Below are 21,668 nucleotides of genomic sequence, written 5' to 3'. Positions count from 1 at the left end.
GGAACCCCCTCAATGGTCCGAAAATCTGGTGCCGGTCGCCCGGCCGTAAAATGCAGGGAAGGGGAGAAAACCGGTGCCGCATGGGGCCCGGCTTTCTCCCCGAGGATCCCATGGGTCTTAGTAGACCGGCAGCGTGGTGCAGGCCCCGGTGTTGTCGCCGAAGGTCAGGACTGCCGAGTCGCAGGTCCAGCCGGCGTACCAGTCGTCCGACGCGTCCTTGACGGCGCCGATGTAACCGGCATCGTCGAAGAATGACGAAAGCTGGGTCGGGTTGTAGTAGAAGCCCGTCGCGTTGATCGCATCCGAGTTGATGAAGCCGCTCACGAGTTCGATCGTGAAGTTGCTGTCGGTCTGCGAGCTGTTGTTGAACAGGTCTGCGACCTGCTGAGCCGTCACGCCCGAGCCGCCCTGGAAGGCATCGTTCTGGTCGCAGTCGGCGACTACGGCGGCGAAGAATGGCGCACCATCGCCAACGGCGGCATTGATGGTCGGATCTTCGTCGATGCGCAGGCAGGCCTCGGTGTCGGTGTCGATAACCGAGTTGACGAGGCTGAAGTCCGCGCCGCCGCGCAGGCGCAAGGCGCGCGAGTTGGCCGTGCTACGTTCGATAAACGTTGCGTTCGAGATGCGCAGGTTCGTGCGGGGCAGGGCGTCGAAGTCGTAGTCACCATCAGGCGAGTCGAGTTCGATGATGTGGTCACCGCCGGCAGTGCGCTGGGCGACCAGCACGTACTGCATGTCGGCCTGGGCGCCGGTGTCGACGTCGATCGAGTCGTCGTCTGCGCCGACGGCCACGACGTACTTCATGTTCACGGTACCGCCGAAGAATTCCATGCCGTCGTCCGAGCTGTTGAAGCTCTGCCAGTGGTCGATGGTCGTGCCACCGCCGATGCCGCCGGTGGTCAGCGACTGAAGCTCGCTACCGCCGGTAAGCGTGAAGCCCGAATAACGGATCTGGAAATACTGCATCGTGCCCGAGCTGTCGTCGGCATCGTCGCCGCCGAACAGCGTGGTGAGCGCCGCGCCTTCTAGTTCCTGTTCGCACGAGGCCTGGTCGAATGCGGCAGAACCGTCGTTGAACACGCCGCTGCGGCAGTCCGAAACCGGCGCACGACCGAGAAGGACGACACCGCCCCACTGACCGATCGAAGCTTCGGTCGCGATGCCGAGTACGTTGTCACGGCTGGTGAAGATGATCGGCATGTCGGCGGTGCCGACGGCGTTGATCTGGTTGCCGCGGTTGACGACGAGGTAGCTTTCGCCGTTCGGCGTGGTGGCGTTACCGGCGAACAGGACGACGCCCGGTTCGATGCTGAGCGTGACGTCGGTGTCTGCCGACGAAGCGACTGCGCCGCCGTCGGTGCCGACATCGACGCGGCCGTCCATCGCGTAAAGCAGGCCCTTGATAAAGGGCAGGTTGGTGTCCGCATCGATCGTCGCGGGCAGGACGCAGACGCGGTACGTGCCAGTGTCACCGGTGATCGTGCCGTCGTCGGTCAGGCCGCCCGAGGCGCTGATCGTCGGGCAACCGCCAGCCGGAGTTACCGTGCCCGAAGTCGGGGTCGGCGTCGGCGTGCTGGTCGGCGTCGGAGTCGGGTTGTTGATGATGATGTCGCCGCCCGTGCCGGGCGAAACGATTTCGTCGCCACCGCAGCCGGCAAGTGCCAGCATGCTGCAGCCAATAACGAGATTGCGGTGAAGTTTTGTCACGGCGAGCGGTCCCCTCAAGTACCGAGAATCGAGTTTGCGCGAATGCGTTTCGCAGGGCCTCGCCTAGGCGTCGCAAATGACAGTTTGTTTGCCCCGGTGTGACAGTTCGATTGCAGTCGAGAAGTTTTTCGCGGCTGCGAATATGACCGGCGTGTGTCCGGGCCGTGTCAGGAACCGCGGAATCCTGCGGGTCTGCGAATGTTACAGTTCAATGACAATGTGACATTTTAATTGCAGTACGTGGTATCCCGTCGCATCCTCGGGACAAGATAACGAACATTGGGAGTAGAAAATGGCTGCGACTTTCATTCTCGCGACCGTCCTCGCCGCCGGCGCACCTGCTGCCGCCGACTCGGTAGATGTCGCCTATGACGCCATGATGCAGGGCAAGCACGAAGTTGCGATCGAGAAGCTGGAAGGCACCGACGATGCGGCCCGCCTGATCAATCTCGGTGCTGCCTATGCTGCAGAAGGCCGCGTGCTCGATGCACGTGCCGCCTATGAGAAGGCCGCTTTCGCAGAACGCTACGAACTCGAAACCGCGGATGGCCAGTGGGTTGATTCCCGCGTGCTTGCAAGGCAAGCTCTTGCGTCGCTTGATCGTCCGTATCTGGACACACGGATGGCCAAGGCCGACTGAAGGAAGCGGGTGTAGCGATAGAGGCCGGCATCCGAAGCCACCCCCACGGTTTCGGTTACCGGCCCTACATGGACACTAACCGTTCCTCGTTTCCGGGGCCGGACTGGGCGACCAGTCCGGCCCTTCTTCTTTCTAGACTCCGGCTGACGTAGCCTTTTGGATGATGCCGCGCGTCCATCTCGCACTTGCGGGATCACGCCTTGGCGCTCATGATGTCCTGTGATTGGCAAAGGGACCGGGTAGTTTCGGTTCGACCGGCGTTGGGATCACGCGTAACACGTTTGTAACCTGCCGCCGTCATCGACCCGCCGATACCCCAGACTTCCTAGCCGAAGGCTTCAATGCCGCAGACAGGGCCGATGAACGACCGAACTTCTCCTCCCCGGGACAACGCCGCCTCGCTGGCCTCCATGCCGGCAGAGGCGCTCTATACGAACCGTGAACTGAGCTGGCTTTCGTTCAACCGCCGCGTTCTGGCCGAGGCGACGCGTGAAACATATCCGCTGCTCGAACGTCTTCGCTTCCTCTCGATCTCGGGCAGCAATCTTGACGAATTCGTGATGATCCGTGTTGCGGGCCTTGCCGGGCAGATGCAGCGTGGCATCACGAAGATGAGCATCGACGGACGCACGCCGTCGCAGCAGCTCGCCTCGATCCGCCGGGCGATCCGCGAACTGGAAACCAGGCAGCAGTCGATCTGGCGCGAATTGCGCGGGCTTCTGTCGGATGCGGGCCTGCACGTCTGCGATGAAAGCCGCCTTGATGCCGCATCGCGTGCCTGGCTGAAGGACTATTTTGAAAAGCATGTCCTTCCCGTTCTCACGCCGCAAGCGATTGACCCTGCGCATCCGTTTCCGTTCGTCGCCAATCAGGGCATGGGGTTACTGTTCAACCTGACGCGGCTTCAGGACGGGCAGGGCGTGGTCGAGATGATCCTCGTGCCCGCAGCCGTATCGCGCTTCATCCGCGTGCCGGGTGACGAGGCGACGTATATTCCGGTCGAGCGGCTGATCTGCCGTTATGCCGACCTGATCTTCCCCGGTTTCCGTGTGAATGGCGACGGTGCTTTCCGTGTCATCCGAGATTCCGATATCGAGATCGAGGAAGAGGCCGAAGATCTCGTCCGCTACTTCCGCAGCGCCATCCAGCGTCGCCGCCGCGGGCAGGTCATCATGCTGGAGTTGGAGTCGGACTTCGATCACGATGCCGAGCAACTGCTGCGCGAACAACTGGGCCTTGAGAACGCGATAGTCATCAAGACCGACGGTATCGTCGGCGTCGAAGGGCTGGCCAGCATCGTCGATGAAGACAGGCCCGACCTGAAATTCGAGCCGTACAGCCCGCGCTATCCCGAACGTATCATGGAGCATGACGGGGACTGCTTCGCCGCGATCGGCGAAAAGGACATCGTCATCCACCACCCTTACGAAAGTTTCGAAGTGGTGGTCGATTTCGTGCGGCAGGCAGCGAAAGACCCCGACGTCGTTGCAATCAAGCAGACGCTTTACCGCGCGGGCAAGCAGTCCTCGATCATCAACGCGCTGATCGCCGCGGCAGAGGCGGGTAAATCGGTGACTGCGGTCGTCGAATTGAAGGCGCGCTTCGACGAAGAGCAGAACATCCTTTGGGCAAGCCAGCTCGAACGGGCTGGCGTGCAGGTCATCTACGGCTTCGTCGACTGGAAGACACATGCAAAGGTTTCGATGGTCGTGCGGCGCGAGGGTGATGGGTATCGCACCTACTGCCATTTCGGAACGGGCAACTATCACCCGGTTACCGCGCGCATCTATACCGACCTGTCTTATTTCACCGCAGATCCGCGTTTGTGTCGTGATGCCGCGCGCCTTTTCAATTTCGTCACCGGCTATGTCGAACCGCGCCGCATGGAGGGCCTCGCGATGAGCCCGATCCACATGCGCGATACGATTTACGAGAATATCGACCGCGAGATCGCAAACCAGCAGAACGGGAGGCCTTCGGGCATTTGGGCCAAGGTCAATTCGCTGACCGACAAGGGTGTGATCGACAAGCTTTATGAAGCGAGCATGGCGGGTGTTCCGATCCGGCTTGTCGTGCGAGGTATCTGCTGTCTCAAGCCCGGCATTCCGGGCATTTCGGAAACGATAGAGGTCAAGTCGATCATCGGCCGTTTCCTCGAACACAGCCGCATCTGGGCCTTTGCCAACGGCTATCGCATGCCCAGCCCGCGCAACCGGCTTTTCATTACCTCGGCCGACGCGATGAGCCGCAATCTGGACCGCAGGGTCGAGGCGATGGTACCGATCAGGAACCGAACGGTGCATGATCAGGTTCTGGGACAAGTGCTGGTAGCAAACCTTCTCGACACAGAACGCAGCTGGGTACTGCAAGCTGACGGGCAATATGTCCGCGCGGATACGCAAGAACGGTCGTTCAACCTGCACCGTTATTTCATGACCAATCCGTCGTTGTCAGGCAGAGGTCAGGCGCTTGCCGAGGATCAGATTCCGCGTCTCGCCCTTCGCCGAGGCGCGACTGCGTGAGGGGATCGAAAAGCTCCTACCGTCGCCGGATTGAAAATTCGTGGACGACCGACGACAGCAAGCGTGCGATCATCGATATCGGTTCGAACACCGTCCGTATGGTGGTTTACGGCGGATCGCCCCGTGCACCGCAGATCCTTGCCAACGAAAAAGTCACGGCCCGGCTCGGGCGTGAACTGTCCGAAACCGGTCGCATGGCCGACGAAGCGGTTGAACTTGCACTTGAAGGGCTGGGTCGCTTTGCGCTCATCCTGAAAGACCTGCGCATCGACGATGTCGAAACCGTCGCGACTGCTGCCGTGCGCGAGGCGGAAAACGGTCCCGAATTTATCGCCAAGCTGGAAGAGATGGGTTTTACCGTCCGCGTCATCAGCGGCGAGGAAGAGGCCCGCACCAGTGCCCTGGGTGTGTTGGGCGCCTTCCCGGGCAAAAGCGGCGTGGTCGCCGATCTTGGCGGAGGCAGTCTCGAACTGATCTCGATCTCGCCACAAGGACCGGGCGAGGGCGGTACCGCTCCGCTCGGCACTCTTCGCCTTGCGGCCCTGCGCGATAGCGGGGACGAGAAGTTCCAGTCGCGCGTCGGCAAGGCGCTGAAGAAGACCGGATGGCAGGACGCGGTTGGCGGCAATCTCTACCTTGTCGGCGGAACGTGGCGGACGATGGCGATCCTTGCGATGCGTCTTCAGGGGCATCCCCTGTCGGACCCGCACGGCCTTCAGATCGATGCCGGCACCGCCATGAAGCTCGCAAAGCGCACGGCAAAGGCTGCGCCGGAAGAGTTGAGGGTGATCCCGCGCGTCTCCGCGATGCGTTCGCAGATTCTGCCCTATGCGGCAGCTCTGCTCGTCTGCCTACTCAAGATACTGAAGCCGGACAACCTCGTGTTCTCGGCATGGGGTCTGCGTGAAGGGCTGCTCTACCAGCGGTTGACCGATGCGGAGCGCGGACGCGATCCACTGCTTGCGGGTATCTCGCTTTTCGCCGGCCAAAACGGCACACCGCCCACGCTTGCAACGCGCATCGCGGCGTGGACGATGGATGCCATTGCACCGACGCGCAGTTCCAGCGAACGCCTTCGCCTCGCAGCCACGATGCTGGCGCTGGCGTCTCTACAGGTCGAACCAAATCTCAGGTTGAAACAGGCGGTCGATTGGGCGCTTTACAAGCGCTGGCTCGATATCGATGACACCGGTCGGGCGATGATGGCGATGACGGTGCTTGCTAATGCGGGTGAGTGCGAATGGCCGCCGATGCTTGCCGAACTGGCACCTGATGAGAAGCTTGCCGAGGCGCGGGTCTGGGGGCTCGCAATCCGTTTGTGCCGCAGATTGGGCCTGCAATCTCGCGCATCGCTTCAGGCGACGCGCCTGCGCATTGTCGGCAAGTCGCTGATCCTCGCCTTCAACGAGAGCCATGCCGCACTTGCCGTAAGCCAGGCGCGCAAGGACCTGAGGAACCTTGCCGATTGCCTCGATCTCGATCACGAGGTCAGGATCATGGACGATGCCAGTTTCGCCGCATTCAGGGATGAGGCTGTCGTTTCGGGTCAAAGTTACCGCGAGGTCACGGGCGCCAAATAGACGCGGGCACCGACGCACACGAAAAAGGCCCCGAAAGGACGAACCTTCCGGGGCCTTTTTAATGCGACTCAACAGCCGATCAGATGTCGTTGCCGAGCTTGCCTTCGACTTCGCCCTTGAACTGCTGGGCTTCGCCCTTGGCTTCCTGCTCGCGGCCTTCTGCGCGCGTTTCAGGGTTGCCGCTCTCCTGCTTAACGTTGCCGATCGCTTCGTTGACGTTGCCCTTAACCTTTTCCGTAAGTTCACCCATGATGGTTCTCCAATTCGTTGATAACTGGCGACTTCCGCCGGTCTTTGCTTAATCAACGCATGGGGATGGCGGTCGTATCCGGTCCGCGCCAACGGTCTGTCGGACATGCAATGCTACCGATCGCAGCAATGCGGCCAAAGCATGGCAAGGCGAGGGCTAGGCCCTGCCGGATCCGGCAATGTAGAAGAAAATGGCTCCCCGAGTTGGATTCGAACCAACGACCAAGTGATTAACAGTCACCTACTCTACCGCTGAGCTATCGGGGAGCAGCCCTTTAAAAGGGCGCTGCTTGCTGGGCAGGGGTGCGCCTATATGGGGCGTAAAAGAGTTTGGCAACCCCGTTCGACCTGCAAATTTCACCTTTTTTCAAACCGCGAACTGTTCGCCAACGATCCGCTCGTCAAGGCTGTGCCCGCGGTCGAAAAGAAGGGTCAGATCACGCTCGTGCGCGACCTCGACGTGAATGCTCGCGACATCGCGGATTTCGCGCTGGTCCGCCACGGCAGAGACGGGGCGTTTTTCCCATTCGAGGCTTCGGATCTCGATCGGCAGGTGATCGGGCAGGATCGCCCCCCGCCAGCGCCTCGGACGGAAGGCAGAAATTGGGGTGAGGGCCAGCAGCCCGCAGCCCAGCGGCAGGATCGGGCCGTTCGCGCTGAAATTGTAAGCGGTGGAGCCTGCCGGCGTCGCCACCAGCACGCCGTCGCACATCAGTTCGGGGATGCGGACCTTGTTGCCGACCTTGATCTCCAGCTTCGCGGTCTGGCGCGTTTCACGCAGCAGGGAGACTTCGTTGATCGCGCAGATCCGGTGCGTTTCGCCCGACTGGGTCACGGCGGTCATGGCCAGCGGCGACACGTCGAAGGACCGCGCCCTGTTCACGCGGTCGAGGATCGGCGACCGGCTCGCCTCACGCTTGTTCATGAGGAAGCCGACCGTGCCCAGATTCATGCCATAGGCGGGCAGGATGCGCGCGTCGTCGATCATCTGGTGAAGCGTTTGCAGCATGTAGCCATCGCCGCCCAGCACCACGACCGCGTCGGCTTCGTCCATGCTGACGAAGTCGAACCAGTTGCGCAGGCTTTTCGCGGCCTTCTGCGCCTTTTCGGTCGGCGATGCGGCCAGCGCCAGCTTCTCGTACTTCGCCACTTGCGACTCCCCCGTCAAAGGCCCGGCACCACGACTATGGGCCGGACCCATGCATTGCAACGGTTCTGGCAAACGCTCAGGCCGGTTCCTTCGTTTTGGCGGCGCGGCGTACGATACCCGACAGGCCCTTGGTCAACTGGAACAGGCCGTTAAGGCGCGATTTCGGATCGCCCCAGTTCCGCTCGATCACCAGCTTGTTGTCAGGCCGCAGGCGTGCCGTGCCCTTCAGGCGTTCGACGTAGGAGATGAGACCCATCGGATCGGGGAACTCATCCTTGTAGAACGTGACCAGCGCTCCGCGCGCGCCAAGGTCGATCTTGGCGATGTTCGCCTCGCAAGCCTGCTGCTTGATCTCGATGAGCTTCGCGAGGTTCTCGGTCGGATCGGGCAGGGGGCCGAAACGGTCGATCATCTCGGCAGCCAGCGCCTCGATCTCGTCCTTGTCCCTGGCCTCGTTCAGGCGGCGATAGAGCGCCATGCGAACGGCAAGGTCGGGGACATAGTCTTCGGGGATCATGATCGGCGCGTCGACGGTGATCTGCGGGCTGAGGCCTCGGCGATCTTCCTCAAGCCCCATTTCGCCTGCCTTGGCCGCGATGATCGCGTCTTCCAACATCGACTGGTAAAGCTCGAACCCGACTTCGCGGATATGGCCCGACTGTTCGTCGCCCAGAAGGTTGCCCGCACCGCGAATGTCCAGATCGTGGCTGGCAAGCTGGAAGCCTGCGCCCAGTGTATCAAGGTCGCCCAGCACCTTCAGCCGCTTTTCCGCGACTTCGGAAAGCTGGTTGTCCGCCCCGGTCGTCAGATAGGCGTAGGCGCGCAGTTTCGAACGCCCTACGCGCCCGCGCAGCTGGTAAAGCTGGGCAAGGCCGAAGCGGTCGGCGCGGTGAATGATGATCGTATTCGCGCTAGGGATGTCTAGGCCCGATTCGACGATCGTGGTCGAAAGTAGGACGTCGTACTTCTTTTCGTAGAAGGCGCTCATCCGCTCTTCGACTTCGCCGGCGGCCATCTGACCGTGGGCGGAGACGTATTTCACTTCAGGCACGGTTTCGCGCAGCCAGTCTTCAATCTGTGCCATGTCGGCGATGCGCGGCACGACGATGAAGCTCTGCCCGCCGCGATGATGTTCGCGCAGCAATGCCTCGCGGATCACCATGTCGTCCCACTCCATGACATAGGTGCGGACGGCAAGACGGTCGACCGGCGGGGTCTGGATGACCGACAGTTCGCGCAGGCCCGACATCGCCATCTGCAAGGTGCGCGGGATCGGCGTAGCGGTCAGCGTCAGGACGTGGACGTTGGCGCGCAGGGCCTTGAGCTTTTCCTTGTGGTTGACGCCAAAGCGCTGCTCCTCGTCCACGATGACGAGGCCCAAGCGTTTGAACTTCACGCTCTTCGAAAGGATGGCGTGGGTGCCGACGACGATGTCGATGGTGCCGTTTTCAAGCCCTTCGCGGGTGGCGGCCGCCTCCTTGGCCGGGACGAGCCGGGAGAGGCGACCAATGTTCAGCGGGAAGCCGCCAAACCGTTCCATGAAGTTCGCGTAGTGCTGGCGCGCCAGTAGCGTGGTCGGCGCGATCATCACGACCTGCCGCCCGCTCATCGCCGCGACGAATGCGGCGCGCAGGGCGACCTCGGTCTTGCCGAAACCGACGTCGCCGCAAACGAGACGATCCATCGCCTTGCCGTCGGCAAGATCGCCCATGACATCCTCGATCGCGCGCTCCTGATCGTCGGTCTCGTTCCAAGGGAAGCGGTCGACAAACGGATCGTAGCTCTGCGGATCGGCCTCGATCACCGGCGCCTTCTGCAACGCGCGCTTGGCTGCGGTTGCGAGCAGTTCATGCGCGATCTCGCGGATCCGCTCCTTCAGCCGCGATTTGCGCTTCTGCCATGCCTCTCCGCCCAGCCGGTCGAGCGGGACCGTTTCCTCGCCGCTGCCATAGCGGGACAGGACATCGAGGTTCTCGACCGGAACGTAGAGCTTGTCCCCCCCGTGATATTCCAGCGCGACGCAGTCGTGCGGGCTCTTGCCGACGGGGATCGATTCGAGGCCGAGATATTTGCCGACACCGTGGTCGATATGGACGATATGATCGCCGGGCTGCAGAGCCTGAAGCTCCGCCAGGAAGGCGTCGGCGTCTTTCTTGCGCTTCTTGCGGCGGACGAGCCTGTCGCCGAGGAAATCACGCTCTGTGATCAGTTCCAGATCGTCGTTCGCGAAGCCCGATTCGAGCGGCAGCACAACTGCAACCGGCTTTTTCTTCGCGGCAAGGCCAAGGGCTTCCTGCCAGCTGTCCGCGGTGGCCGGCACGACTTTGCCTGCCTCGCCAAGTTGGCTGACGATACGCTTGCGCGCGCCTTCCGAATAGCAGGCGAGGATCGCCCTTCGGCCTGCCTTGGCCTGAGCTTCCAGGTGCTTTGCCGCGACCTCGTAGACATTGTCGCCGCGCGTGCGTTCGGGCGTGAAATCGCGGGCCGAGGTGAAGCCGAAATCGACGGTGCGCTCAGCCACCGGCTCGGCAAAGATCGAGGTTCGGTGGACGGGCCAGCCTTCCAGCCGTTCGTCGAATTCCTCGCGCGAGAGGTAGAGCGCCTCGGCCGCCAGCGGGCGATAGGCGCCGGGGCTGGTGCGTGCGCTTTCGGCGCGGGCGCGGTGGTAGTCGACGATCTCGTCAAGTCGCTGGTCCGCCGCGCGAAGCGTGCTGCCGTCGATGACAGTGACGTCGTCCTTGCCGAGATGTTCGAACAGCGTGCTGAGCTTTTCCTCGAACAACGGGAGCCAGTGCTCCATGCCGGCAAGGCGGCGACCATCGCTTACGGCCTGGTAGAGCGGATCGCCCGTCGCCGTCGCGCCCCAGCGCTCGCGATAGCGGCTTCGGAACCGCTTGATGGATTCCTCGTCCAGGAGAGCCTCGCTCGCGGGCAGGAGCAGGTGCTGCTCCACCACGCCGGTCGTGCGCTGGGTGTTGGGATCGTAAAGGCGCATCGATTCCAGCTCGTCGCCGAAGAAATCGAGCCGCAAGCCTGCTTGGACCTGCTCGCCCTTGTCGTTGGTGTATTTGAGGCCCGCCGGCACAATGTCGAAGATCGAGCCGCGCACCGCGAACTCGCCTGAATCGATGGCCGTGTCAGAACGGGAATAGCCCTGCCGCTGGAGCAAGCCGATCAGGCTTTCATGCCCGATCTCGACACCCGGTTCGAGCATTCGCGTTGCCTCGCGGATACGGAACGGGGTCAGCACGCGCTGCAAGAGGGCGTTGATCGTCGTGACCAGAAGCTGCGGCCCGCGATCCTTGCGCTGCAACGCCTGAAGCGCGGCCAGACGCCGGGCGCTGACCGAAAGGGCCGGACTCGCGCGGTCGTAGGGAAGACAGTCCCACGCCGGAAATTCGATCACTTCGAGGTCGGGCGCGAAGAACGGTGCAGCATCCGCGATCGCGGTCATCGCCTGCTCGTCGGGCGCGATGAACACGGCTCGGGCAGGGGCCTTGCCATGCGCCGCAGCGCGCGCAAGATCGGCCATGACCAGCGGCAATGCGCCGCGGGCAAGCGAAGACAGCACCAGCGGTTTGTCCGCGGCGATAATTCGGGAAAGATCAGCCATGTCTAGGGGTGACTATCTGGCTATCGGGCGGTTCCCGCGCAAGGCATAAAACAAGGGGTGTTGACGCCTTTAAAACCTGCGCCTAAGAGGCGCGCCTGCCGAGCGCCAAGGCGCGCTCGATGCCTTACGGGGCGGAGTAGCTCAGCTGGTTAGAGCAGCGGAATCATAATCCGCGTGTCGGGGGTTCAAGTCCCTCCTCCGCTACCATTCCTTGATCCGGAAGCATCCACTAGCTTCCGCATTTTTCCAAAAATCGAAAGAAAAGCAGAGGGTTGCGGGTGATTCGCGTCCGCATGCGCCCATGGTCTTCCACATGCAGCCAGATTTGGTGTGGGGGTAGTTTGGGGGTATTTTCGCGGAGTATCGGAAAGGAGCGATACCCCCAATGCCTCTCACGGAGATTCAGGCCCGAAATTCCAAGCCACGCGAGCGCGCCTACAAGATGGCCGACGGGGAGGGATTGTTTCTGTTCGTCCAGCCAAACGGGTCAAAGTTGTGGCGGATGAAGTACCGCTTCGCTGGCAAGGAGAAGTTACTCTCGTTCGGCGCCTACCCAGACCTTGGGATAGCTGCAGCGCGCGACAAGCGCACAGCCGCAAAGGCGTTGCTAGCCGAGGGCAAGGATCCAATGAAATCCAAGGGGGAAGTGATCTCGCAGGAAGGAGCCACCTTTTTCGAGGTCGCAAAGCGCTGGCATGAAAATCGAAAGAGCGCGTTGAATGCCGCGCATGCCGACCGCGTCTGGTCGCGCATGGAAAGGGATGTCTTTCCAGCCATCGGCGAGAAACTCGTCCATGAGATTACGGCGCCCGATGTCTTGGCAATGATCCGCAAGATCGAAGCAAGAGGCGCGCTCGATATCAGCCGCCGTGCAAAGCAAGGAGTGGGGCAAGTCTTCCAGTTTGCGATCGCGTGTGGCTTGGCAACGAACGATCCGACGACACATTTGCGCGGGGCGCTAAAGCCGCGACCAAGAGTGAAGCATATGAGCCGGCTGCCGCTCAACGAATTGCCCGCATTCATCGAGAAGCTGCATGCCTACCGGGAAGAGGGCGAACGGCGGTCCGCGATCACCCGTGACGCAGTTCTCTTTGCGCTCCTGACTTGGGTTCGAACGAAGGAGCTCCGCTTCGCCGCCAAATCTGAGTTCGAAGACCTGGGCGGCAAATCACCTGTCTGGCGCATACCGGCCGAGCGAATGAAGATGGGACGAGAGCATTTGGTGCCCCTCTCGCAGCAGGCAACGCACATCGCGAAATCTATGATAGCAGCAGCGCCTGGCGAGTTTCTCTTCCCGGGTAACGGCCCGAACAAGCCGCTTTCAGAGAACACAATGATCTACGCGCTCTATCGCCTCGGATACCACAGTCGCCAAACCGTACACGGCTTCCGGGGCTTGGCGAGCACCTGGGCCAATGAGCAGTTGGTCGAGTTCGGCAAGCCGCCCATGTGGATCAGGAAATACCATGAGGATTGGGTCGAACTACAGCTCGCGCATTCGGAGAAAAACGACGTGCGTGGAGCTTACAATGCCGCTGAATACCTGGCTCCCCGGCGCCGGATGATGCAGGACTGGGCTGACTATCTGAGCGGCGAGAAGGTGATCGACATCAAGAAGGCAGGGAAGCGCGCAGCCTGATAACGATGACTTCGATCAGACCGGCCCAATCCAGTCTGGGCGCAAACGATCTCGACCTACGACAACCCCCTCGACAATCACCGCTGATCCGACGAATTCGCATTCGGGTTCTTCGCTCTCGATGATCCAGACGACTTCGTCTGTCGTGGTCAGGAACATCCCGCGTCTACCGCGGGTCAAAATTCCCGAGACGCGTATTCGACCCGCGCTCACAACACCCCCCGTTCAAAAACGCCAATGGCGCAGCACTTCGCCCACATAGGCCGGCGTCTCGCCATTGCGAGGAATACCGCCTGCGCGCTCGACGGCACCTGGACCTGCGTTGTAGGCAGCGAGGGCCAGATGAACTACCCCGAACTTGTCCAGCATCTGGCGTAGGTATCGGGCCGCACCCAAGATGTTCGCCTTGGGATCGAAGCGATTTGAAACGCCAAGGTCCCGCGCTGTCCCTGGCATCAATTGCCCCAAACCTGCGGCCCCGGCCTTGCTGATCGCCAGAGGATTGTACCGCGATTCCGTCCATACAAGTGCGTCGAGAAGGCCGCTTGGTAGCGAGTATTGAGCCTCAGCAGCGTAAACATGAGGAAGGTAGCTTGCCCGACGGAAGCCCGATGGCGCGCTGCCTTGGGGCTTTGAATATCGATAGGGCAGATAGGTTCGACCCTCATCGGTAGCCGGCGGGTCGGACGTGGCCGTTGGAGGCTTTCTCCAAATGCCGTGTTCGACGAGAAGGAAGCCATCAGTCCCTTCTGCAACGCGGAAGCCATCGGTCGTCAACTCCGAGGCAACGGTCATCTGAGTGGGCTCAAGTTCCTGCGCGTGAGCGGGGAGCGCGAGCCCAAATCCTACCGTTGCCGCTGCAGCTACTGCCCATTTCAATCTCATGCCCGAATCCTTTAATGGTCGAATCGGGAAAGAACATATATAGAACATATGATGTAGGAAAATGAAACCTCAGCGACGCAGAGCGGAGGCTGCGCGGGGGGAGGCAAGTTACGATGGAGATGCCCCCATGCACCAACACCGATCATCCCAATTCCAAGGCGGGCAATTGGAAACCCGCGGGCGCAAGATAGTGGAGCAGTTGGGCGGTGTTTGGTCGCGTTCGCGCGGAATGTGCTGCTGCCCGGCCCACGACGACCGCACTCCTTCGCTAAGCATCACGCTCGGAAAGCGTGCAATCCTCGTTCATTGCTTTGCCGGCTGCGCGAACGAGGCGGTGATAAAAGCCATGGCCGGGCTCGGAATACGAATTGCGGACCTTTTCGATGGCACGAGTGATCCGATCGTGACCGAACCGCGCCAGGAAGTCGCCAATCGCAATGCGCTGAGGCTCTGGCGTGAGGCGTCGACCATCATTGGCAGCCCCGCCGAGAAGTACCTCGTGTCCAGAGGCATCACGATTTTTTCGCCGGAGCTGCGTTTCCACCCACGTATGCCGCTGGGGCCAAAGGGTGCGGTCCGGTTTCTACCCGCGATGGTGGCGGCCGTGCGCAATGATGCCGGAATTCTGGCGCTGCACCGCTCCTTCCTTGACCTCGACAAAACCAGCTTGGCTTCTTTCGATCAGCCCAGGCGTGCGCTAGGCAGCCCCGGTTCTGGCGCGGTGCGTTTCGCATACCCGGATGGCGGACGCCTTGGCCTCGCAGAAGGAAACGAAACGGCCCTCTCAGCGATGCAAGTATTCAATGTTCCCTGCTGGGCGACGCGCTGGCGCGCGGAGCGGCGCAGAGGCAGGGCAATCTCCTCGGGCTGGCGGTCGAGGCTGCCCGGCACGATGCGACGCTGGGCGAGATCAGCCAGGCGATGGAAGATGCCTATGGCCGCTACGACACCGTGCCGACGCCCGTGCGCGGCGTCCATTCCAGGGCCTATGCCGAAGACGATCGCTACGCGCAGGTGGTGGAGGGTGTGAAGGCGGTCGAGCGGCGGCGGGGGCGGGCGCCCCGGCTGATGGTCGCCAAGATGGGGCAGGACGGGCACGACCGCGGCGCCAACGTTATCGCCAGTGCCTTTGCCGACATGGGCTTCGATGTCGTCTCGGGCCCGCTGTTCCAGACGCCCGCGGAGACCCGCGACATGGCGCTGGAGAACGATGTCGACGCCATCGGCGCGAGCAGCCTCGCGGCGGGCCACAAGACGCTGATCCCCGAACTGATCGGCTTGCTGAAGGAAGCGGGCCGCCCCGACATCAAGGTGATCGCCGGCGGCGTGATTCCGCAGAAGGACTACGATTTCCTGCGCGATGCCGGGGTGCAGGGCATTTACGGCCCGGGCAGCAACGTGGTCGAATGCGCGGCGGACGTGCTTCGCCTGCTCGGCCACAATATGCCACCTGCAGGCGAGGATCTGGACGAGGCTCCAAACTAATGTTCTCCAAAATCCTGATCGCCAACCGTGGTGAAATCGCGTGCCGGGTCATCAAGACCGCGCGCCGCATGGGTATTGCGACGGTCGCGGTCTATTCGGATGCCGATGCGCGTAGCCCCTTTGTGCGGATGGCAGACGAAGCCGTGCACATCGGGCCGTCGCCTGCCGCCGAAAGCTACCTGATCGCGAACAAGATCATCGCCGCGTGCAAGCAGACCGGCGCCGAGGCGGTGCATCCCGGCTATGGCTTCCTCTCCGAACGCACCACCTTTGCCGAGGCGCTGGCGAAGGAAGGCATCGCCTTCATCGGCCCGCCGGTCGGCGCGATCGCCGCGATGGGCGACAAGATCGAATCGAAGAAGCTTGCGAAGGAGGCGGGGGTCAACGTCGTCCCCGGTTTCGTCGGCGAGATTGAGGACACCGAGCACGCGGTCCGCATCTCCAACGAGATCGGCTATCCGGTGATGATGAAGGCCAGCGCGGGCGGCGGTGGCAAGGGGATGCGGCTCGCCTATACCGAAACCGACGTTCGCGAAGGCTTCGAGAGCGTGAAGCGCGAGGGGCTTAACTCCTTCGGCGACGACCGCGTCTTCATCGAGAAGTTCATTCTCAATCCGCGCCATATCGAGATCCAGATCCTCGGCGACCAACGCGGCAACATCGTCTACCTCAACGAGCGCGAGTGCAGCATCCAGCGCCGCCACCAGAAGGTGGTGGAGGAAGCGCCGTCGCCCTTCGTCACCCCCGCGATGCGCAAGGCGATGGGCGAACAGTGCGTCGCTTTGGCCCGAGCGGTGGGCTACTACAGCGCCGGCACGGTCGAACTGATCGTCAGCGGCGCGGACCCGACGGGAGAAAGCTTCTACTTCCTCGAGATGAATACCCGGCTGCAGGTCGAGCACCCGGTCACCGAAGCGATCACCGGCATCGATCTGGTCGAGCAGATGATCCGCATTGCCGCTGGTGAGAAGATCCCGTTCGGCCAGGACGACATCGGCATCGACGGATGGTCGATCGAGAACCGCGTATATGCCGAAGACCCCTATCGTGGGTTCCTGCCGAGCACCGGGCGGCTCGTGCGCTATCAGCCTCCAGTGGAGGGCTGGACCGACGACGGCAGCGCCAACGGCCGCCGCGGCGTCGACGGCGTGCGCGTCGACGACGGGGTCTACGAAGGCGGCGAGGTGTCGATGTTCTACGACCCGATGATCGCCAAGCTGGTTGCCTGGGCGCCCACGCGCGACGAGGCGGCGGACCTCCAGATTGCCGCGCTCGACGCGTTCGAGATCGAGGGGCTGGGCCATAACGTCGATTTCGTCAGTGCTATCATGCAGCACCCGCGTTTTCGTTCGGGCGAACTGACTACCGGCTTCATCGCCGAGGAATATCCCGACGGCTTCCACGGCGCCGAGGCCCACACGCGCACGATCGGCGTGCTCGCCGCGGTGGCGGGCGCCATTGCCACCGCCGACGCCGACCGCGCGCGGCGGATCGACGGCCAGCTGGGCGACGAGAGAGCGGCACCAGGCGACTGGCAGGTGCGGATAGCCAACGAGAATCACGAAGTCGTGCTGGAGGAGCACGCCATCACGGTCGACGGCCATCCGGTCGCGATTGCGCTGGAGTATACGCCCGGCGAAAGGTTCGTCTCGGTCGAGCTCTACGAAGCCGATGCTGACGACGATACGGACCCAATCGATACCTACGGCATCCAGCTCGCCCGCACGCAAACCGGCTATCGGATGACCACGCGCGGCGCCAAGCACCAGGTTCGGGTTCTGCCCGCATTTGTCGCGCCGCTCGCCGCGCACATGCTCGAGAAAGTGCCGCCGGACCTGTCGAAGTACCTCATCTGCCCGATGCCCGGCCTGCTGGTCGCGCTGCACGTGGGCGAGGGCGACCGCGTCCAGCCCGGCCAACCACTCGCGACCGTCGAGGCGATGAAGATGGAGAACATCCTCCGCGCCGAGAAGGCTGCGACGGTGAGCAAAATCAACGCGAAGCAGGGCGACAGCCTGGCGGTGGACGAAGTGATTCTAACGCTTTCGAACTCTGAAGAAACATTGGGATGCCTAGTATGATCAGTATTCTAGCAACACTGAGAGATGGAAGCACTCAGGCCATTTCGACAGCGCCTGACGGTTCACTGATGGAAGCGCTCCGGGATTCCGGTGTCGATGAACTCCTCGCTCTCTGTGGAGGGTGCTGTTCGTGTGCTACTTGTCATGTTCACGTGGATGAGAGCTGGCTACCCAGACTTCCCGATATGAGCGATGACGAGGACGACATTCTGGAGAGTTCCGAACATCGAGACAACCAGTCGCGGCTGTCCTGCCAGATCCCACTCACTGAAGACTTGGACGGGCTGAAAATCACAATCGCTCAAGAGGATTGAAAAGACTAGCCGAGGGTTTGTCTTCGCACAAATCCCAACTGCTGGCTGGGCGGAGATTGCCATGAAAATGTATGACGTTGTAATAGTCGGGACGGGGCATGGCGGTGCCCAGGCAGCCATTAGTCTCCGCCAGTTTGGCTTTGAAGGCTCGATCCTTATGGTGAGCCGTGACACTGAACCGCCATACGAACGGCCACCGCTATCGAAGGAATATCTCGCTGGCGATAAGCCTTTTGAACGCCTGTTGATCCGACCGGCTGAGTTCTGGGACAGCAAGAAAATCGAGATCGAACTGGGCTGCAACATTGTGTCGATCGACGCTGAATCCCATGTCGCCATTTCGGAGGACGACAGACGATTCGCTTACGGGTCGCTTGTCTGGGCTGCGGGGGGCGAACCGCGAATGCTGAGCTGCCCAGGAGCCCATCTCCAAGGGGTACATGGCGTTCGGAGCCGCGCCGATGTCGATCGCATTGTAGCCAGTCTGCGCTCTGGCGCCCATCGCATTGTCGTCATTGGCGGCGGCTATGTCGGTCTCGAAGCAGCTGCCGTACTTCGCAAAATTGGACGCGAAGTCGTCCTTGTCGAAGCATTGCCGCGGGTGCTGTCCCGCGTGGCGGGTGAAACCATCAGCGATTTCGTGCAATCCATGCATACAAAGCAGGGCGTCGATCTGCGGCTCGGCGTGGGTGTGAAGCGTCTCGTCGGCGATGGTTTCAAAGTTTCGGGAGTGGAGTTGACCGATGGAATCCATATCCCCGCCGACATGGTGATCGTGGGTATCGGAATTATTCCGTCGGTCGAACCGGTCAAGCGGACCGGAGCCACAGGAGAGAACGGGATCGACGTTGACAAGCAATGTAGGACGAGCGTGGCCGGCATATTCTCCATCGGCGATTGTGCCTGCTATGCCAATGCCTGGGCCGGGGGTAGGCACTTCAGAGTTGAATCGGTGCAGAACGCGAGCGACATGGCGAACACTGTTGCGAAAGTGCTCTGCGGACAAGACGTGACATATGATGCGCTCCCGTGGTTCTGGTCCAATCAATACGATTGCCGTTTGCAGACTGCCGGTCTCTCGGTCGAATATGATCAAGCCGTAGTGCGAGGATCGGTTGCCGAAGCAAAGTTCTCGCTTGTCTATTGCAAAGATGGCCGGGTCGTGGCCATCGATTGCGTCAACAACACGAAGGACTACGTCCAGGCTCGAAAACTGATCGAGTCGAGAACCAAAATCGATCCGGTCAGGCTGGCGGATGCCTCGATACCCTTGAAAGAATCTGTCTCCCAGTAGCCTGTTTGGATTGTCACCTATCATAGGGACATACCGGTTCACCACATGATCCTACACTGCTGTCAGATAAATCCGGGACACCGGAACCGAGAGAGGGAGGATGTATGAAGCAAAAGTTTTATGTATCGGTGGCTTGGACGGTACTTGCGGGTTCTCTGTTCACTTTTCCGGTCAGCGCATTCGCTCAGGACGTGGCTGACGACCAGGCGAGCGAGAGCGGCACCGGTCTTGAGATAATCGTTACCGCGCAGAAGCGCGAAGAGAAGCTGAGCGACGTGCCGGTTTCGGTCGTGGCCGCTACCGCAGAAACACTTCAGGCTTCCGGTGTCGTCGATGCCACCGACCTGGGTGCCATCGTTCCCGGCTTTACTGCATCCACCTCGGTGTTCGGGCCGCCGGTGTTTTCGCTGCGCGGCGTAAACTTCAACTCCTTCCAGGCTTCCGCCCCTCCGACTGTCAGTTCCTACATCGACGAGGCATCCATTCCTTACCCAATCATGGGACAAGCAATGTTTCTCGATGTCGAGCGTGTCGAGGTCTTGAAAGGACCTCAGGGAACCCTTTTTGGGCAGAATGCGACCGGCGGATCGATTAACGTCATCGCGGCGAAACCCACATCTTCCCTCGAGGCGGGTTTCCGGGTCGATGTCAACACCTGGGGTGAAACGAACGCCGAGGCATACGTCAGCGGGCCGCTGAGCGACACGCTGCGAGCGCGAGTGGCGGCGCAAACTACTCAGTTTGGGGGCTGGCAGCGCGGCTATTTCCTCAACGATGAGAAGAACGGCGATCAGAATAAGGTGGCAGGCAGGCTGCTACTCGACTGGACACCGACTGATCGTTTGTCGGTGGCGCTCAATCTCAATGCCTCCTACGACAAGAGTGAGCAGCAGCAGGCGCAGGCGTTTCTGTTCACGCCCGTCAATCCGGCCGCGCCTGCAGCAGGTCCGTTCCTATCCTATATTGGCAACGAACCTAATGATGCCCGCGATGCGGATTTCGACCGAGGTCTCGACACGCGGGCGGATAGTCATACCGTTCAGGCGATCCTGAGAGCAGAATATGAGATAACCGATAGTCTGACATTCACGTCGATTACGAACTACATAGATACGCGCTTTCGGTCCCCGCATGATCAGGACGGCACGGCCGTTCCGATGCAGCCGGCCGTATCGAAGGCTGATATCGAGTCGATCAACCAGGAGATCCGGCTCGCCGGCGACTTTGCAGATGGACGGGTGCGGTTTGTCGTTGGCGGTAGCTACGCCGATGACGACATCACCGAAGGCGTCGCCAACGACTATGTCGGCTACACCGGGTTTCCCCCCAATTCACCTGCCGAATGGCGCTACGATCTGACCCAGAAAGCACTGGCGGTATTTGGCAATGTCGACTTCGAGATTGTCGATGGTCTCACCCTGAGCGCCGGTGCCCGCTACACCGATACCGAACAGTCGATCTTTGGTTGCACTTTCGATCAAGGTGGGAATCCCGGAGTGCGAGGTATCAGCCAGTTCATCGTAGCAGGGATCAACCCTGCCCTGGCTGCGGCGTACGTTCCAGGCGGGTGCATCACTATCGATGATGGTCCGCCGAACTTCTCCTTCCTGCCGGTGTTTGCCGATCAGACTCAGAAAGAGGACAACATCGCCTGGCGCGGAGTTATTAGCTACGAGCCATCGGATCAGGTGCTGCTCTATGGATCGGTAAGCCGTGGCTATAAAGCCGGCACATATCCTGTCATCATCAACCTGTTCAATTCGGTCATTCAGCCGGTCACGCAAGAGGAGTTGACGTCCTATGAAGCGGGCGCGAAGCTGACGCTTGCAGATGGTCGCGTTCAACTCAACGCCGCTGCTTTTCACTACGATTACAAGGACAAGCAGTTTTTCTCGTTCCTGCCGGTTCTTCAGGGTGCACTGGTTACCGCCACGCTCGTCAATATTCCTGAGTCGACGGTGGATGGCTTCGAGTTCGACATAACGGCAGAGCCGGTCGATGGTTTGACGATCAGGGGCGGCGCGACTTACATTAAGACTGAGGTTGGCAACTACGTCGGGTTCGATTTCGCCGGCCAACCTCTAGACTTCACTGGCAAGGAATTTAACTACGCTCCGCCATGGTCGGCAAATGTCGATGCCGAGTACGAGTTCCAGACCAGCGGAAGTGTGCGACCGTTCATCGGAGGTAGCGTCACTTATCGCGATAACACCTTCGCCGATCTTGGCGAGCCCGCAAATTTTGCGATGCCGTCCTACACGCTACTTGATGCCCGCGTTGGGCTAATCTCCGACAATGGTTGGAGACTAAGCATCTACGGTCGCAATTTGACCGACGAGTACTACTGGAACTCGGTCGCTTCTGCCGGAGACGGTGCTGTTCGCTTTACGGGTGAACCCCGGACCTTCGGCGCATCCTTCAGCTTCCGATATTGAATTGACGACAGGGGCTCGACGGGGTGCGAGGTTCGTACCCCGCCCCCGGTCGGATATGCATCAGCGGAAAA

15 protein-coding genes, 2 tRNA genes and 2 pseudogenes are annotated in these 21,668 nt (G+C 61.2%); 11 read left to right on the top strand and 8 right to left on the bottom strand.

Going from position 1 to position 21,668, the window contains the following annotated elements:
• Positions 1–117: 117 nt before the first annotated feature.
• Complete coding sequence (locus tag A9D15_RS05275) at positions 118–1,671, bottom strand: hypothetical protein (RefSeq protein ID WP_066762651.1); 1,554 nt, start codon at positions 1,669–1,671, stop codon at positions 118–120.
• Between the two features lie 331 nt (positions 1,672–2,002).
• Here A9D15_RS05275 and A9D15_RS05270 point away from each other — a divergent pair, with 331 nt between their 5' ends.
• From A9D15_RS05270 to A9D15_RS05260, 3 genes are all read left to right on the top strand, one after another.
• Positions 2,003–2,350: a hypothetical protein gene (locus A9D15_RS05270; RefSeq protein WP_066762648.1), complete on the top strand. Its 348-nt coding sequence runs from the start codon at positions 2,003–2,005 to the stop codon at positions 2,348–2,350.
• 359 nt (positions 2,351–2,709) lie between these two features.
• The gene (locus tag A9D15_RS05265; RefSeq protein ID WP_172807470.1) at positions 2,710–4,872 is read left to right on the top strand and encodes an RNA degradosome polyphosphate kinase; all 2,163 of its coding nucleotides are present in this window, start codon (positions 2,710–2,712) and stop codon (positions 4,870–4,872) included.
• The gene (locus A9D15_RS05260) at positions 4,869–6,452 is read left to right on the top strand and encodes a Ppx/GppA family phosphatase (protein ID WP_066762643.1); all 1,584 of its coding nucleotides are present in this window, start codon (positions 4,869–4,871) and stop codon (positions 6,450–6,452) included. The genes A9D15_RS05265 and A9D15_RS05260 overlap by 4 nt, the downstream gene beginning before the upstream one ends.
• A 79-nt stretch (positions 6,453–6,531) precedes the next feature.
• Here the strand turns inward: A9D15_RS05260 and A9D15_RS05255 are convergent, their stop codons facing one another.
• The 4 genes from A9D15_RS05255 to mfd form a co-directional block, all read right to left on the bottom strand.
• Entirely contained in the window at positions 6,532–6,702 is a 171-nt protein-coding gene (locus A9D15_RS05255; RefSeq protein WP_066762641.1) for a CsbD family protein, read from the bottom strand.
• Between the two features lie 191 nt (positions 6,703–6,893).
• Positions 6,894–6,968: transfer RNA gene (locus tag A9D15_RS05250), tRNA-Asn, on the bottom strand.
• A 100-nt stretch (positions 6,969–7,068) separates the two neighbouring features.
• On the bottom strand, positions 7,069–7,851 hold the full coding sequence (locus A9D15_RS05245) for an NAD kinase (protein WP_066762638.1): 783 nt from the start codon (positions 7,849–7,851) through the stop codon (positions 7,069–7,071).
• A gap of 76 nt (positions 7,852–7,927) precedes the next feature.
• Complete coding sequence (mfd, locus tag A9D15_RS05240; RefSeq protein WP_066762636.1) at positions 7,928–11,464, bottom strand: transcription-repair coupling factor; 3,537 nt, start codon at positions 11,462–11,464, stop codon at positions 7,928–7,930.
• Positions 11,465–11,594: 130 nt separating this feature from the next.
• Here mfd and A9D15_RS05235 point away from each other — a divergent pair.
• Both A9D15_RS05235 and A9D15_RS05230 read left to right on the top strand, forming a co-directional pair.
• Positions 11,595–11,671, top strand: a tRNA-Met gene (locus tag A9D15_RS05235).
• Positions 11,672–11,849: 178 nt separating this feature from the next.
• On the top strand, positions 11,850–13,103 hold the full coding sequence (locus A9D15_RS05230; RefSeq protein ID WP_066762635.1) for a tyrosine-type recombinase/integrase: 1,254 nt from the start codon (positions 11,850–11,852) through the stop codon (positions 13,101–13,103).
• A gap of 15 nt (positions 13,104–13,118) precedes the next feature.
• On the opposite strand, the gene A9D15_RS16735 is transcribed toward A9D15_RS05230, so the two are convergent.
• The 3 genes from A9D15_RS16735 to A9D15_RS16730 all read right to left on the bottom strand — a co-directional run bounded on the left by A9D15_RS16735 (position 13,119) and on the right by A9D15_RS16730 (position 14,532).
• Entirely contained in the window at positions 13,119–13,316 is a 198-nt protein-coding gene (locus A9D15_RS16735; RefSeq protein WP_066762632.1) for a DUF5818 domain-containing protein, read from the bottom strand.
• Positions 13,317–13,328: 12 nt separating this feature from the next.
• On the bottom strand, positions 13,329–13,988 hold the full coding sequence (locus A9D15_RS05220; RefSeq protein ID WP_066762629.1) for a lytic transglycosylase domain-containing protein: 660 nt from the start codon (positions 13,986–13,988) through the stop codon (positions 13,329–13,331).
• Between the two features lie 268 nt (positions 13,989–14,256).
• Entirely contained in the window at positions 14,257–14,532 is a 276-nt protein-coding gene (locus A9D15_RS16730; protein ID WP_066762627.1) for a hypothetical protein, read from the bottom strand.
• Here A9D15_RS16730 and A9D15_RS17140 point away from each other — a divergent pair.
• From A9D15_RS17140 to A9D15_RS05190, 6 genes and pseudogenes are all read left to right on the top strand, one after another.
• Positions 14,431–14,658 (top strand): annotated as a pseudogene (locus A9D15_RS17140) (DUF7146 domain-containing protein); the annotation flags it as partial. The gene A9D15_RS16730 and the pseudogene A9D15_RS17140 overlap by 102 nt on opposite strands.
• 134 nt (positions 14,659–14,792) lie before the next feature.
• Positions 14,793–15,473, top strand: a pseudogene (locus tag A9D15_RS05210) (cobalamin-dependent protein); the annotation flags it as partial.
• Positions 15,473–17,554, top strand: a complete 2,082-nt coding sequence (locus A9D15_RS05205) for an acetyl-CoA carboxylase biotin carboxylase subunit (RefSeq protein ID WP_066762620.1) — start codon at positions 15,473–15,475, stop codon at positions 17,552–17,554. The pseudogene A9D15_RS05210 and the gene A9D15_RS05205, both read left to right, overlap by 1 nt.
• Positions 17,551–17,868, top strand: a complete 318-nt coding sequence (locus A9D15_RS05200; protein WP_066762618.1) for a 2Fe-2S iron-sulfur cluster-binding protein — start codon at positions 17,551–17,553, stop codon at positions 17,866–17,868. The genes A9D15_RS05205 and A9D15_RS05200 overlap by 4 nt, the downstream gene beginning before the upstream one ends.
• A 61-nt stretch (positions 17,869–17,929) precedes the next feature.
• The gene (locus A9D15_RS05195) at positions 17,930–19,162 is read left to right on the top strand and encodes an NAD(P)/FAD-dependent oxidoreductase (RefSeq protein WP_172807468.1); all 1,233 of its coding nucleotides are present in this window, start codon (positions 17,930–17,932) and stop codon (positions 19,160–19,162) included.
• Positions 19,163–19,266: 104 nt separating this feature from the next.
• The gene (locus tag A9D15_RS05190) at positions 19,267–21,597 is read left to right on the top strand and encodes a TonB-dependent receptor (protein WP_066762615.1); all 2,331 of its coding nucleotides are present in this window, start codon (positions 19,267–19,269) and stop codon (positions 21,595–21,597) included.
• The last annotated feature ends 71 nt before the right edge of the window (positions 21,598–21,668 follow it).

This window comes from Croceicoccus pelagius, assembly GCF_001661915.1.
Classification (GTDB): Bacteria; Pseudomonadota; Alphaproteobacteria; order Sphingomonadales; family Sphingomonadaceae; genus Croceicoccus; species Croceicoccus pelagius.
Note: the sequence above shows the minus strand (reverse complement) of the source record. Positions and strands in the feature narration are given on the sequence as shown.

What these genes read in the sequence shown, in the direction of transcription:
- A9D15_RS05275 (WP_066762651.1), bottom strand. Translation starts at nt 1,671, where the DNA reads ATGCTGGCACTTGCCGGCTGCGGTGGCGACGAAATCGTTTCGCCCGGC.
- A9D15_RS05270 (WP_066762648.1), top strand. Translation starts at nt 2,003, where the DNA reads ATGGCTGCGACTTTCATTCTCGCGACCGTCCTCGCCGCCGGCGCACCT.
- A9D15_RS05265 (WP_172807470.1), top strand. Translation starts at nt 2,710, where the DNA reads ATGAACGACCGAACTTCTCCTCCCCGGGACAACGCCGCCTCGCTGGCC.
- A9D15_RS05255 (WP_066762641.1), bottom strand. Translation starts at nt 6,702, where the DNA reads ATGGGTGAACTTACGGAAAAGGTTAAGGGCAACGTCAACGAAGCGATC.
- mfd (WP_066762636.1), bottom strand. Translation starts at nt 11,464, where the DNA reads ATGGCTGATCTTTCCCGAATTATCGCCGCGGACAAACCGCTGGTGCTG.
- A9D15_RS05230 (WP_066762635.1), top strand. Translation starts at nt 11,850, where the DNA reads ATGCCTCTCACGGAGATTCAGGCCCGAAATTCCAAGCCACGCGAGCGC.
- A9D15_RS05220 (WP_066762629.1), bottom strand. Translation starts at nt 13,988, where the DNA reads ATGAGATTGAAATGGGCAGTAGCTGCAGCGGCAACGGTAGGATTTGGG.
- A9D15_RS05205 (WP_066762620.1), top strand. Translation starts at nt 15,473, where the DNA reads ATGTTCTCCAAAATCCTGATCGCCAACCGTGGTGAAATCGCGTGCCGG.
- A9D15_RS05200 (WP_066762618.1), top strand. Translation starts at nt 17,551, where the DNA reads ATGATCAGTATTCTAGCAACACTGAGAGATGGAAGCACTCAGGCCATT.
- A9D15_RS05195 (WP_172807468.1), top strand. Translation starts at nt 17,930, where the DNA reads ATGAAAATGTATGACGTTGTAATAGTCGGGACGGGGCATGGCGGTGCC.
- A9D15_RS05190 (WP_066762615.1), top strand. Translation starts at nt 19,267, where the DNA reads ATGAAGCAAAAGTTTTATGTATCGGTGGCTTGGACGGTACTTGCGGGT.